Source organism: Marinobacterium aestuarii (genome assembly GCF_001651805.1).
In the GTDB taxonomy this organism is placed as follows: Bacteria; Pseudomonadota; Gammaproteobacteria; order Pseudomonadales; family Balneatricaceae; genus Marinobacterium_A; species Marinobacterium_A aestuarii.
In genome coordinates this window covers 436,478-449,506 of record NZ_CP015839.1, presented here as the reverse complement: position 1 = coordinate 449,506, position 13,029 = coordinate 436,478, and the positions used below count along the sequence as shown (strand labels likewise).

Genomic DNA, 13,029 nt, shown 5'->3' with positions numbered 1-13,029 from the left:
ACGCAAAAGACAAACAGAGAACACAGCAGTCCTCAGCGGGCATAACCGCACCGCCTGACACTGGCCGTCACAGCAGGAAAATCACAGCAGGAAAAAGCTTGCCTGAAGCTGGCATCCAGGACTTGGATATAAAAAAGGGGTAATTCCACTGAATTCACTCCAGAGCCTGAGCCTGGAATTCAGAGAACCACCCCTCTAAAGCACCCATCTGCGACATCCTGTTAACCCGATACAGTCTTGCACCGGGTTAACGGGCACCGCAAACGATTACCTCTTCAGCAGATCAGCAACACTTGTCAGCGGGTAATGCGCCGGCAGCGGCAGACGTGCCACGCCGCTATCAATCGCAGCCTGGGCAACCGCCATGGATACTGCGCCGAACAGACGGTTGTCCGTGGGCTTGGGAATGATGTACTGCGGACCGAACTCCAGTGCGTCCAGTTCGTAGGCGGTCAGCACGTCCTGCGGAACCTCTGCCTTCGCCAGATTGGCAAGGGCCTTGACCGCCGCTTCTTTCATGGCTTCGTTGATCTCAGTGGCACGTACATCCAGCGCGCCGCGGAAAATAAACGGGAAGCCCAGGACGTTGTTCACCTGGTTGGGGAAGTCGGAACGCCCGGTCGCCATGATCACATCACTGCGAGTGGCATGGGCCAGCTCGGGGTGAATTTCCGGGTCCGGGTTGGAGCAGGCGAACACGATAGGCGTAGGCGCCATCTTGGCCAGCTGCTCGGGCTTGAACAGATCCGGACCGGACAGACCGACAAATACATCGGCACCATCGATGGCATCATCCAGGGTACGCAGATCGGTTTCAGTCGCAAACACGGCCTTTTCCGGGCTCAGGTCATCACGACCCGAGTGAATCACGCCCTTGCGATCGAGCATGAAGATGTTTTCGACCTTGGCGCCCATATTGATCAGCAGCTTCATGCAGGCAGATGCGGCAGCGCCGGCACCCAGGCAGACGATGCGGACTTCATCCAGCTTCTTGCCGGCGATTTCCAGGGCGTTGATCATGCCGGCCGCGGTGACGATCGCGGTGCCGTGCTGATCGTCGTGGAAGACGGGAATATTGCAGCGCTCGATCAGAGTGCGTTCAATTTCAAAGCATTCGGGTGCCTTGATGTCTTCCAGGTTGATTCCGCCAAAAGTTTCGGCAATGCGGGCCACGGTATCGATAAAGGCCTGTGGGCTCTCGGCATCGACTTCGATATCAACAGAATCAATTCCCGCAAATCGTTTGAACAGAAGCGCTTTGCCTTCCATAACCGGCTTGGAGGCCAGCGGTCCCAGGTTACCCAGACCCAGAATCGCGCTACCGTTCGAAATAACCGCCACCAGGTTGCCCTTGGCAGTGTAACGGTAGGCATTGTCCGGATCCCTGGCGATCTCACGTACCGGCTCGGCAACACCCGGGCTGTATGCGAGCGCCAGATCACGGGCGGATTCGGCAGGGGTGGTCAGTTCTACGCTGATCTTGCCCGGACGGGGAAACTCGTGGTAATCGAGTGCGGCTTTCTTAAATTGCTCAGACATGGTTGCAGGCTCAATAGGCTGATTTATTAGATGAGAGGGGTTATGAATGATATAGAAAACACCTTATACCCACAATAACCCCCAGACAGCATGAAAACGACGCTTTCTGAAGCCGTCAAAAAGCCGCAGACGATGACGACTCGCCACTGCCAAAAATCATAATTTATAGAGTTCTATCAAATAGTTAACCGAGAATCACCAACCCAAAAGCCAGCGCCTGACGCCTATGTCAGACCCCATCAGGAGCTCCGTTTCAACGCCGAATAGCATCCGGATCACCGCAGGATCCAGCAATAAAACAGCCGGTCATCGAGCTCAAGACAAGCCCCGAGCCCGCCCAACCCGACGAAGAAGCCCGCCCGCGTCAGAGTCCGAAAGCAGCCAATGCCGCGCAGAGTGCGCTAACCGAAAGCACTGCAGCTTTATCCCAGAGGCCACGCTGACGCTGCCTCCTCTGATACAAGCCATTAGGCCCAAACGAAAAAGGCACTCCAGATGAGTGCCTTTTGCAAAATTCTTGGCAATGTCTGCCGAATTACTTCGCCAGCTTGAGACCACCGAAACGCTTGTTGAAGCGATCGATACGACCACCGGTAGTGGCGTCTTTCTGCTTGCCCGTGTAGAACGGGTGGCACTGGCTGCATACGTCGACGTGCATGTTCTGGCACATGGTCGAGCGTGTGTGCATTTCGTTGCCGCAGGAGCAGGTTACGGTAACGTCTTCGTACTTAGGATGGATACCAGTTTTCATAACAAGCCTCGATAATCTGTGCCGCTACCCGATCAGCATTTCTGCCGGGCACCGCACCTTCGTTCCATAGAATGATGCCACGGTATTTAGACCGCAACCAGGCGCGGGATTATACGCATAGGTCGGTGTTGTCGCAAGTAATTGCCCCCTTCAATAGAGCCTCTATTACGCCTAAACTAGGGAGCTTCTGAGCCAGCACCGACGCCATGACAATTCTTCGCATCGCCCTGCCGACACCTCTGCGTCGCCTGTTCGACTACCTGCCTCCGGCCAGCGGGCTGGAAAGCATACCCGCTATAGGCGTGCGTATTCGCGTGCCCTTTGGCCGCCGCGAGCTCACCGGCGTACTGATAGAAGTCGCGCAAACATCCGAGTTTCCGCTGACAAAGCTCAAGCCCGCACTGGAAATTCTGGATCAGACGCCGCCCTTGCCGCCCCACCTGCTGGAGCTGGCCTGCTGGGCGGCGGACTATTATCAGCACCCTGTAGGCGATGCCCTGCACCAGGCACTGCCGGTACTGCTGCGCAAGGGCGAGAGCGATCAGCCCAGCCCGCAACTGCGCTGGCATGCGGCACCTGGCATCAGCAGCGACGCCGTAGCACCGCGTGCCAAAAAGCAACGAGCCCTGCTTGAGTGGCTGCTGCAACACCCCGAGGGCCTCGATAACCCGACCATTCGCAGTGCCGGTTACAGCAGTGCGCAGCAGAAACTGCTCAGCGACAGAGGCTTGATCGAAGAGCGCGCAGCAGTCGCCAGCGAGACGATTGCAACTCCCGCTCAGACAGAGCTACTGCGCCAGCCCCTGCTCCCCCTGAACGCCGAGCAGCAACAGGCGCTGGAGGCCATTTTCGAGCGTGATGGTTTTAACCCTGTGCTGCTGCAGGGCATCACCGGTTCCGGCAAGACAGAAGTCTATCTGCAGGCCATCGAGCGTGTTCTGCACCAAGGCGGCCAGGCACTGGTGCTGGTACCGGAAATTGGCCTGACGCCCCAAACCGTGAGCCGCTTTCGCTCCCGCTTCAAGGTCGAGGTCCAGGTACTGCACTCCAACATGACCGACCGCCAGCGGCTGGACGCCTGGCTGCAGGCCCGCTCGGGCCAGGCGCGGGTAGTGATTGGCACCCGTTCGGCGCTGTTCACGCCCCTAAAGACGCCCGGCATCATCATCGTCGATGAAGAACACGACACTTCGTTCAAGCAACAGGATGGCTTTCGCTACTCGGCCCGCGACCTTGCAGTGATGCGCGCCCGCGCTGAAAACATTCCGCTGGTACTGGGCACCGCCACGCCGTCGCTCGAAACCCTGCACAACGCCCAGAGCGGGCGTTACCGCCATGTGCGCCTGAACCAGCGCGCCGGCAACGCCCGTCCACCCGGATTCGAGCTCTACGACATTCGCCAGCAGCCCCTCAACAGCGGCCTGTCGGATGAAGTGGTGCGCCGCATCGGCATTGAGCTGCAACAGGGCAATCAGGTACTGCTGTTTCTGAACAGACGCGGCTTTTCACCGGCGCTGATGTGTCACCAGTGCGGCACCGTGATCGAGTGCGACCGCTGCGATGCCCGCATGACACTGCACCGCACACCGCCGCACCTGCACTGCCACCATTGCGACCATCAGCGCCCCATCCCGCACCGCTGCCCGTCCTGCCATACGTCCGACTTCAAGCCCCAGGGCGCCGGCACCGAACGCACCGAAGGCGTGCTGCAACAGCTGTTCCCCGACACCGATGTGATCCGCGTCGACCGCGACAGCACGCAGCGACGCAACGCCATGCAGGACATCATGGAGCGTGTGCACGATGGCCGCCCCTGTATCCTGGTCGGCACCCAGATGCTGGCCAAGGGCCATCACTTCCCGGCCGTGACCCTGGTGGTGATTCTGGATGCCGATGCGGGCCTGTTCAGCGCTGATTTCCGCGGCATGGAGCGCACCGCCCAGCTGATTCTGCAGGTCGCAGGCCGAGCCGGCCGGGCCGAGCGCCCGGGGCAGGTGCTGATGCAGACACACCATGCCGATCATCCAACGCTGATACAGCTGGTCAATCAGGGCTATGAGGCCTTCGCCACGGCTGAGCTCAAGCTGCGCCAGAACAGCGGTCTGCCTCCTTTTATATACCATGCACTGCTGCGGGCCGAAGCCAACCGTCGCGGCCGGGCCGAAGCCTTTCTGAGCACCCTGTGCAGCGCCCTCGCGTCCGGCGAACTGAACCTCCCGGGTGTCAGCTGGCTGGGCCCCTTCCCCGCCACCATGGAAAAACGCGCCGGATTCTTCCGCGCCCAGCTGCTATTGCAAAGTCATGACAGACGCGCCCTGCAACAGCTGCTGAGCAGCATCACGCCCTTGCTGGAGCAGTCACCACTGGCACGTCAGGTGCGCTGGAGCCTGGATGTAGACCCCGTCGACAATCACTGATCCCAGGGCGGCCCGGCGCCTAAAATCACCAAAACGGCCCAATAGAGTCATGATTACAAAAAATTGACCGCCCGGTCCGTTTACGTGCCCCTTAACAAGCAGGCCCCAACAGGCGATAATGCGCGGTCGATTTTTGTCCAATCCGAACCGGTAACTCACGTCTGATGAAACAACATATTGCGGATCTAATCGATTCTGCGCTCGCCACACTGATTGCAAACGGCACCTTGCCTGCCGATATCCAGACCAATGTCATGGTGGAAAACACCCGTGATAAAACTCACGGCGACTTCGCCTCCAACATTGCCCTGACGCTGGCCAAGCCTGCCCGACAAAATCCGCGACAACTGGCCCAGGCGCTCCTCGATGCACTGCCCGCCTCGGCGCAGCTTGCCAAGACCGAAATTGCCGGCCCCGGATTCATCAATTTCTACATGAAGACCGATGTTGCCAATCAGGTGGTCGCAGCCATCCTCAGCGCCGGTCATGAATATGGCCGCCAGCCCGCCAACAGCGCCGGCCGCGTGCAGGTCGAGTTCGTCTCGGCCAACCCCACAGGCCCGCTGCATGTGGGTCATGGTCGCGGCGCCGCCTATGGTGCGACTGTATCGGACCTGCTTGAGGCCGCCGGAGTACAGGTCGAGCGCGAATACTATGTCAACGATGCCGGGCGGCAGATGAATATCCTCGCCACCAGCGTCTGGCTGCGCTACCTCGAAAACTGTGGCGAAAGTTTCGCTTTCCCGAGCAACGGCTACAAGGGCGCATACATCCACGATATCGCCGCTGACCTGCGCGCGCGTCTGGGCGATACGCTGCACCACAGCAGCGCCATCGTGTTCAGTGACATTCCCGCCGATGAGCCCGCCGGCGGTGACAAGGAACTGCATATCGATGCCCTGATCGAGCGCTGCCGCGCCCTGCTGGGTGATGACGGCTACGAGCAGGTTTTCAGTGCTGGCCTGGACTCCATCCTCAGCGACATCCGCGATGATCTCGGCGGTTTCGGCGTGCAGTACCAACAGTGGTTCAGCGAGCGCTCCCTGACCCATACCGGCGATGTCGACAGCGCCCTGAACAAGCTGCAGGAAAAGGGTTACCTGTTTGAAGAGGACGGCAACCTCTGGTTCCGTTCCACCGCCTTCGGTGACGACAAGGACCGCGTGGTGCGTCGCGCCAATGGCCAGACCACCTACTTCGCCTCCGATATCGCCTACCACATGAACAAGTTCGAGCGCGGCTTCGACAAGGTCGTCAATATCTGGGGTGCCGATCACCACGGCTATATCACCCGCGTCAAGGCGGCCCTGGAAGCCATGGGCTACGACCCGGAACGACTGGTGGTGCGACTGGTGCAGTTCGCCATCCTGTACCGCGGCCAGGAACGGGTACAGATGTCCACCCGCTCAGGTTCCTTCGTCACCCTGCGGGAACTGCGCGAAGAAGTGGGCAACGATGCCTGCCGCTTCTTCTATGTCACGCGCAAGTCCGAGCAGCACATGGACTTCGATCTGGAGCTGGCCAAGTCCGAGTCCAAGGACAACCCCATCTACTACATTCAGTATGCCCACGCCCGTGTCTGCTCGGTGCTGCGCAAGCTCGATGAAGCCAGCTGGTCCTGGGACCAGGCGGCAGGCCTCGCCAACCTTGGGCTGCTGGATACCGAGCACGAGAAGGACCTGATCACCAAGCTGGGCAAATACCCGGAAGTGCTGCAGGGTTCGGCGCTCAACTACGAGCCCCATGTGCTGGCCAACTACCTGCGCGAACTGGCCAACGACTTCCATTCCTACTACAACGCCCACAAGATGCTGATCGACGACGCCGATCTGCGTAACGCCCGTGTGACCCTGAGCACGGCGGTACGCCAGATTCTGGCCAACGGTCTGCAGCTGCTGGGCGTATCGGCACCGGAACAGATGTAACCCCATGGCGTCACGCAAGGACTTTGCCCAGAAGAACAACCGTAGCAGTGGCGCCAGCCGCAGCCGCAGCAGCGCGCCGTCCAAGCCCGCGCCGCGGCGCACGAAAAGCGCCTGGCCGCTGGCGCTGGTCGTGGTCGTGGCGATCGGCGGCCTGGTCTACGGTTTGATGCAGCTGAACAGCTTTCAGTCTGCACCGGCCAAATCACAGGCCAAGACCCTGATTCCGATTCCAGCGCCCGTGGCAGCGAAGCCTGAGCCCAGGCCAAAGACCAGGACGCCGGATACAGCTCCGGTGCCCAAGGCCGCAGTAAAGGAGATATCGGTCGACAGCAGCGAGCCCGAGCCACAGACACGTTTCGATTTCTACGAAATGCTGCCCAAGAGCGAGGTTCAGACGCCCACGGTGGAGGCCTACAAGTCGACACCACGCGATGCCAAGCTGGAACAAAGCTATCTGCTGCAGGCAGGGTCCTTCCGGGATCCGGCCGATGCAGAGCGCATGCGCGCCCAGCTGTTGCTGGCCGGGCTGCCCAATGTGCGCACCAGCAAAAGCGAAGGCAGCAATGGCACCTGGTACCGGGTTCGCACCGGACCTTTTGACAACCGCGCCGCCATCAACAAGGCGCAGAACAAGATGGCCAAGATGCGTATCCAGGCCATGGAAATCCAGCAGTAAGACTCCCGGGGCCCGGGTGCGCAACAGCGTATCGTCGCCCCGGGCGTTTCCCTTTGCCCTATTCTTGGCCGCTAACGCCTCCCTGACTGCCCCCAGCCACCGCTGGCGCTGTCCGACACTGCGCCTTGCTCCCCTCTCTCAAAAATTTTTCACCCCTGCGGTTCACTGCGCATCACAGCGCCTGTTGCAGGCAGCGGGGTATAATTTGCCCGCTACGCTTGAATTTCGCGGCTGCGGCACCATCTTTGCGGGATAGGCTTATTCAGGAGCAACACATGACAACGATCGTATCCGTGCGTCGGGGCGACAAGGTAGTGGTCGGTGGCGACGGCCAGGTATCGCTGGGCAACACCGTAATGAAAGGCACTGCCAGAAAAGTCAGCCTGTTGCCCAAGCATCAGGTTATCACCGGATTCGCCGGTTCCACCGCCGATGCCATCACCCTGCGCGACCTGTTCGAGCAGCAGCTCGACAAGCACCAGGGCAATATTGTTACCGCGGTCACCCAGCTGGCCCGCGAATGGCGCAGTGACCGTGCCCTGCGCAAGCTCGAAGCGCTGATGCTGGTCGCCAACAAGGAACGCACCTTCCTGATCTCCGGCAGCGGCGACATTATCGACCCGGAAGACGGCGTCATTGCGATTGGCTCCGGCGGCAACTATGCCCTGGCCGCCGCCCGCGCCCTGGTCGCCAACAGCGAGCTCCCGGCCCGTGACATCGTTGAGAAGAGCCTGCAGATCGCCGCCGGCATCTGCGTCTTCACCAACGACAATCTGACCATCGAAGAACTGAATTCCGTGGCCTGACGGGCGACCCGAGGAATATAGACATGTCCAACATGACACCGCGTGAAATCGTCCACGAGCTGGACCGCCATATCATCGGCCAGGATGCCGCCAAGCGCTCGGTCGCCGTGGCCCTGCGCAACCGCTGGCGCCGCATGCAGCTCAACGAAGAGCTGCGGGCCGAAGTATCCCCCAAGAACATCCTGATGATTGGCCCTACTGGCGTCGGCAAGACCGAAATCGCCCGCCGTCTGGCCAAGCTCGCCAATGCCCCCTTTATCAAGGTGGAAGCGACCAAGTTCACGGAAGTGGGCTACGTGGGTCGCGACGTGGAAACCATAGTGCGTGATCTGGTCGATATGGCCATCAAGATGGTGCGCGAGCAGGAAATGAACAAGGTACGCTTTCGGGCCGAGGAAGCCGCCGAAGAGCGCATTCTGGATGCCCTGTTGCCCCCGGCCCGCGCCACGGGCAATGAGCCTGCGCCCAGCAAGACAGATAGCGCTACACGCCAGGTGTTTCGCAAAAAGCTGCGCGAACACCAGCTGGACGACAAGGAAATCGAACTCGATCTCGCTCAGCCCAAGGCCGGCGTTGAAATAATGTCGCCGCCCGGCATGGAAGAAATGACCAGCCAGCTGCAGAGCATGTTTGCCAACTTCGGTGGTGACCGCAAGCAGCATCGCCGTCTGCCGGTAAAGGAAGCCTTCAAGCTGCTGGTGGATGAAGAAGCCGCCAGGATGGTGAAGGATGAAGACATCAAGCAAAACGCCATCGACCTCGTAGAACAAAACGGCATCGTCTTTCTCGACGAGATCGACAAGGTCTGCAAACGCTCCGACTCAACCGGCGGCGATGTCTCCCGCGAAGGCGTACAGCGCGACCTGCTGCCGCTGATTGAAGGCTGCACCGTCAGCACCAAACACGGTATGGTCAACACCGACCACATCCTGTTTATCGCCTCGGGCGCCTTCCATCTGGCGCGCCCGTCCGATCTGATTCCCGAGCTGCAGGGCCGGCTGCCGATTCGCGTCGAGCTCAATGCCCTGACCCCTGGTGATTTCCGGCGCATTCTCACCGAGCCCAACGCCAGCATCACCGAGCAGTACCGCGCGCTGATGAAGACCGAAGGCGTCGAGATCGAATTCGCAGAAGATGCCATCGCCCGCATCGCGGAGCTGGCGTTCCAGGTCAACGAGCAGACCGAGAACATCGGCGCCCGTCGCCTGCACACCATGATGGAGCGGCTGCTGGAAGAACTCTCGTTCACGGCCTCTGACCTGGGCGGTGAAAAGCTGTTGATCGATGCCGCCTACGTCGACAAGTACCTGGCCGAATTGAGCCAGGATCAGGATCTGAGCCACTACATCCTCTGATCCGGTCGTAGCGCCCGCGGGCGCTGCTCCAATAAATTGCAGTGGCGGGCACAGTCCCGCCCCAACGCCACAGGTTGTGCGATGAACGAAGTACCGCTTCCCTCCGACATCCGTTTGCACCTCAAGTCACGCACCCTGGAGCTGGTGTATCCGGATGGCAGCTTCGAGCTCACCGCCGAATACCTGCGCGTCCACTCCCCTTCAGCCGAAGTGCGCGGCCATGGCATTGGCCAGGGCGTGCTGCAAACCGGCAAGAAACTGGTGGGGCTCAAACAGGTCGTGCCGGCCGGCAACTATGCCCTCAAGATCGTGTTTGATGACGGCCACGACAGTGGCCTATTTACCTGGGAATACCTCTACGACCTGGCCCACGACTACGACCGTTACTGGAACGACTACCTGCGTCAGCTCGAAGCCGCCGGTGCCTCCCGTGATGGTGGCATGATCGCCAGGGGCTGACAGGCTCCCTGTGCAACAGCATGTAACACCCGGGACAGACAAATCCCCGGGTGGCGCGCTACAATGCGCACAGATTCCGCAAAGGCTTAGTGAACTGTGACCATGAGCGACCACAAGCAAGACAACACCACGGATTTCGGTTACCAGCAGGTACCGGTTGAAGACAAGGCCAAGCGCGTGGCCGACGTGTTTCACTCGGTCGCCACCAAATACGACATCATGAACGACCTGATGTCCGGCGGCGTACACCGGCTGTGGAAACGCCTGACCATCGAGCAGAGCGGCGTGCGCGCAGGCCACCGGGTGCTGGATATCGCCGGCGGTACCGGTGACCTGACGCTGCGCTTCTCCCGCCTGGTGGGGGCAGAGGGCAAGGTCGTGCTGGCGGATATCAACGACTCCATGCTGAAGGTCGGGCGCGACAAGCTGCTGGATCGCGGTGCGGCCGGCAATATCGAATTCGTTCAGGCCAACGCAGAAGCCCTGCCGTTTCCCGACAACTACTTCAATGTCATTACCATCGCCTTCGGCCTGCGCAATGTCACCGACAAAGACGCCGCCCTGAGATCCATGGCCCGGGTGCTCAAACCCGGCGGCAAGGTCATGGTGCTGGAGTTTTCCAAAACCGATAACCCGGCGCTGACCAAGCTGTACGACTTCTACTCCTTTAACATCCTGCCCAAAATGGGTCAGGCGATTGCAGGCGACGCCGAAAGCTACCGCTACCTGGCCGAGTCCATTCGCATGCACCCGGATCAGGAAACCCTCAAGGGCATGATGCAAGACGCAGGGCTCGTACAGTGCAAGTACCAGAACATGACCGGTGGTGTCGTGGCACTGCACACCGGTATCAAGCCCTGACACCAGTGAAGGGAATCACGCCATGCCGCTGAACATGTTCAATGCCGCCCTGATCACCCTGGCCGAGCAGGGCCTAAACAGCCTGCTCAGCCGTGACCCGGTCACCCTGCGGGCGCTGGGCCAGCTCAGCGGCCGCGTGGTGGCGCTGGACATCAGCTCACCGGTGGCCATGACACTGTTCCTGATTCCCAATAACGAAGGCCTGCAGCTGCAGCAACACTATGGCGCTGCAGCCGATGCCGTTATTGCCGGCAGCGCCAGCGCACTCTTGCGCCTGGTGAGCAGCGATGACAAGGCCGCGGCACTTTTTGGCAAGGGCGTAACCATCAGCGGCGACAGTGGCCTGGCCAACCGGCTGCAAAGCATACTGGCCGACACCGATATCGACTGGGAAGGTCTGCTGGCCGATCAGATCGGTGATATTCCCGCCCACCAGGCGGCACGTCTTGCGCGCCAGCAGGGCAACTACTGGCGCCAGACCGGCAGCAGCCTGAGCCACAACCTGGGTGAATACCTGCAGGAAGAGGCCCGTCTGTTGCCACCACGAGCCGAACTCGAAGGTTTTATGGCGGATGTGGATAAGCTGCGCCAGCGCACTGACCGCCTCGACGCACGGCTACAACGTCTGCTCAACCGCCTGCATCCTGAATCAGACTGACAGTCAATAAGCCGCGGCCTGAGGCTTGAACACCAGGCCTGCCCGCGGCTCGCATCAGAACGGTTTGACCACCACCAGAATCAGGATAGGAACGAAAATCAGCAGCGGCAGCTCATTGAAAAGCCTGAAATAAAGCCCGCTCTGACTCAGCACGCCCCCCGCCATGCGCTTGAGATAAACCCTGCACCAGGCGTGATAACCGATCAGCAACGCCACGAACACCAGCTTGGCGTGCAACCAGGCACCGCTAACGCCGTAGCCCAGCCAAAGCCAGAGCCCCAGCCCCAGGGTAAAGACCGCCATCAGGCTCATAAAACCATAGAGCTTGCGCGCCATGATCTGCAGCCGGGTAACATCCTGCCCCGCCGCACGCCCCTCGACGAAGTGCACGAAGATGCGCGGCAGATAGAAAATCCCCGCCATCCAGCTGGTCATCGCCAGAATATGAAAGGTCTTGACCCACAACATAGTGCTCTCCCCCGCTTCGATTGGGCTTCATCATACGAAAAAGCATGCGGAAAAACTGAAGGGTTTGGACAAATATTTCCGCTATTAGCCCCCGCCGCAGCGCTTTAGGATGGCAACATGCACCCTCAATACACAGGAGCCTTACATGACCCTACGTACGCTTGAACGCCGCGCCCGTGCCATGCCGACATCCGATGGCGCCGGCGTGCGCCTGAACCGCGTTATAGGGACGCCAAACCTGCGCAACCTGGATCCTTTCCTGATGCTGGACGAATTCAAGTCCGACAGCGCCGACGACTACATCGCAGGTTTTCCGTCCCACCCGCACCGGGGCTTTGAAACTGTCACCTATATGCTGGCGGGGCGCATGGAGCATCGTGATCACCTGGACAACGTCGGCCTGCTGCAGTCCGGCGGCGCCCAGTGGATGACGGCCGGGCGGGGCATTATCCACTCAGAAATGCCGCAACAGGAAGAAGGTCTGATGTGGGGCTTCCAGCTGTGGATAAATCTGCCGGCGGCCGAGAAAATGTGCCCGGCGCGCTACCAGGACCTGTTGCCAGAAGACATTCGGGAGGTCACCGACGACCAGGGCATCCTGCGCCGCGTTATCGCCGGCGACTCACTGGGCACCACAGGGCCGGTGAGCGGCATCGGTGTAGACCCTCTGATGGTAGACATCCGCATGCCCGCCGACAGCAGCCTGACGCACCCGGTAAAGGCCGGACACCGCGCCTTCGTCTATGTCTATCGCGGTCATATTCAGCTGGGCGACGGTACTCTTGGCACGGGCGAACTGGGCGTTCTGCGCGATGGTGACGCCGTGGCGCTGCGGGCACAGGAAGACAGCGCCCTGATGCTGCTGGCGGCCCGGCCCATCGGCGAACCCATTGTGCAGTACGGGCCTTTCGTCATGAACAGCGAGGAGGAAATCGAGCAGGCGCTGCGCGATTATCGCGACAACCGCCTTACCGCGTAACGGAATCCGGCCTTGGCAGGGACGCCAGTTGGGCTACACTCTAGCAAGTTAAAACGCTTGTTTTAGCCATGCTGTTTACCGGCCATATAACTGATTTTGGCCCGGATTCAAGCACGGCATCAGGCCGCCAGTCAC

12 protein-coding genes are annotated in these 13,029 nt (G+C 60.3%); 9 read left to right on the top strand and 3 right to left on the bottom strand.

The genetic code is table 11. The features are described 5' to 3' along the window. Positions 1-267 precede the first annotated feature (267 nt). Positions 268-1,539, bottom strand: coding sequence for a malic enzyme-like NAD(P)-binding protein (locus tag A8C75_RS01940; RefSeq protein WP_067377343.1), 1,272 nt, complete (start codon positions 1,537-1,539; stop codon positions 268-270). 535 nt (positions 1,540-2,074) lie between these two features. Next, positions 2,075-2,290 (bottom strand): 50S ribosomal protein L31, encoded by a 216-nt coding sequence (rpmE, locus tag A8C75_RS01935; protein WP_067377339.1) that lies wholly within the window; start codon positions 2,288-2,290, stop codon positions 2,075-2,077. Positions 2,291-2,496: 206 nt separating this feature from the next. On the opposite strand from rpmE, the gene A8C75_RS01930 reads away from it, so the two are divergent. The 8 genes from A8C75_RS01930 to A8C75_RS01895 all read left to right on the top strand — a co-directional run bounded on the left by A8C75_RS01930 (position 2,497) and on the right by A8C75_RS01895 (position 11,447). Continuing rightward, on the top strand, positions 2,497-4,707 hold the full coding sequence (locus A8C75_RS01930; RefSeq protein ID WP_067377336.1) for a primosomal protein N': 2,211 nt from the start codon (positions 2,497-2,499) through the stop codon (positions 4,705-4,707). A gap of 164 nt (positions 4,708-4,871) precedes the next feature. Beyond that, positions 4,872-6,632 (top strand): arginine--tRNA ligase, encoded by a 1,761-nt coding sequence (gene argS, locus A8C75_RS01925; protein WP_067377331.1) that lies wholly within the window; start codon positions 4,872-4,874, stop codon positions 6,630-6,632. Positions 6,633-6,636: 4 nt separating this feature from the next. Beyond that, positions 6,637-7,308: an SPOR domain-containing protein gene (locus tag A8C75_RS01920; protein WP_067377328.1), complete on the top strand. Its 672-nt coding sequence runs from the start codon at positions 6,637-6,639 to the stop codon at positions 7,306-7,308. A gap of 275 nt (positions 7,309-7,583) precedes the next feature. Further along, entirely contained in the window at positions 7,584-8,114 is a 531-nt protein-coding gene (gene hslV, locus A8C75_RS01915; RefSeq protein WP_067377326.1) for an ATP-dependent protease subunit HslV, read from the top strand. Between the two features lie 23 nt (positions 8,115-8,137). Beyond that, positions 8,138-9,469 (top strand): ATP-dependent protease ATPase subunit HslU, encoded by a 1,332-nt coding sequence (gene hslU, locus A8C75_RS01910; RefSeq protein WP_067377324.1) that lies wholly within the window; start codon positions 8,138-8,140, stop codon positions 9,467-9,469. Positions 9,470-9,550: 81 nt separating this feature from the next. Beyond that, positions 9,551-9,928, top strand: coding sequence for a gamma-butyrobetaine hydroxylase family protein (locus A8C75_RS01905; RefSeq protein WP_067291926.1), 378 nt, complete (start codon positions 9,551-9,553; stop codon positions 9,926-9,928). Positions 9,929-10,030: 102 nt separating this feature from the next. Further along, the gene (gene ubiE / locus A8C75_RS01900) at positions 10,031-10,789 is read left to right on the top strand and encodes a bifunctional demethylmenaquinone methyltransferase/2-methoxy-6-polyprenyl-1,4-benzoquinol methylase UbiE (protein WP_067377321.1); all 759 of its coding nucleotides are present in this window, start codon (positions 10,031-10,033) and stop codon (positions 10,787-10,789) included. 22 nt (positions 10,790-10,811) lie between these two features. Next, positions 10,812-11,447 carry a ubiquinone biosynthesis accessory factor UbiJ gene (locus tag A8C75_RS01895; protein ID WP_084783664.1) on the top strand — a complete coding sequence of 212 codons (636 nt, stop codon included), beginning with the start codon at positions 10,812-10,814 and terminating at the stop codon, positions 11,445-11,447. 54 nt (positions 11,448-11,501) lie between these two features. Here A8C75_RS01895 and A8C75_RS01890 read toward each other — a convergent pair whose 3' ends face one another. Continuing rightward, positions 11,502-11,915, bottom strand: coding sequence for a CopD family protein (locus tag A8C75_RS01890; RefSeq protein ID WP_067377319.1), 414 nt, complete (start codon positions 11,913-11,915; stop codon positions 11,502-11,504). A 145-nt stretch (positions 11,916-12,060) separates the two neighbouring features. Between A8C75_RS01890 and A8C75_RS01885 the strand changes: the two genes are divergently transcribed. After that, on the top strand, positions 12,061-12,894 hold the full coding sequence (locus A8C75_RS01885; RefSeq protein ID WP_084783662.1) for a pirin family protein: 834 nt from the start codon (positions 12,061-12,063) through the stop codon (positions 12,892-12,894). Positions 12,895-13,029 lie beyond the last annotated feature (135 nt).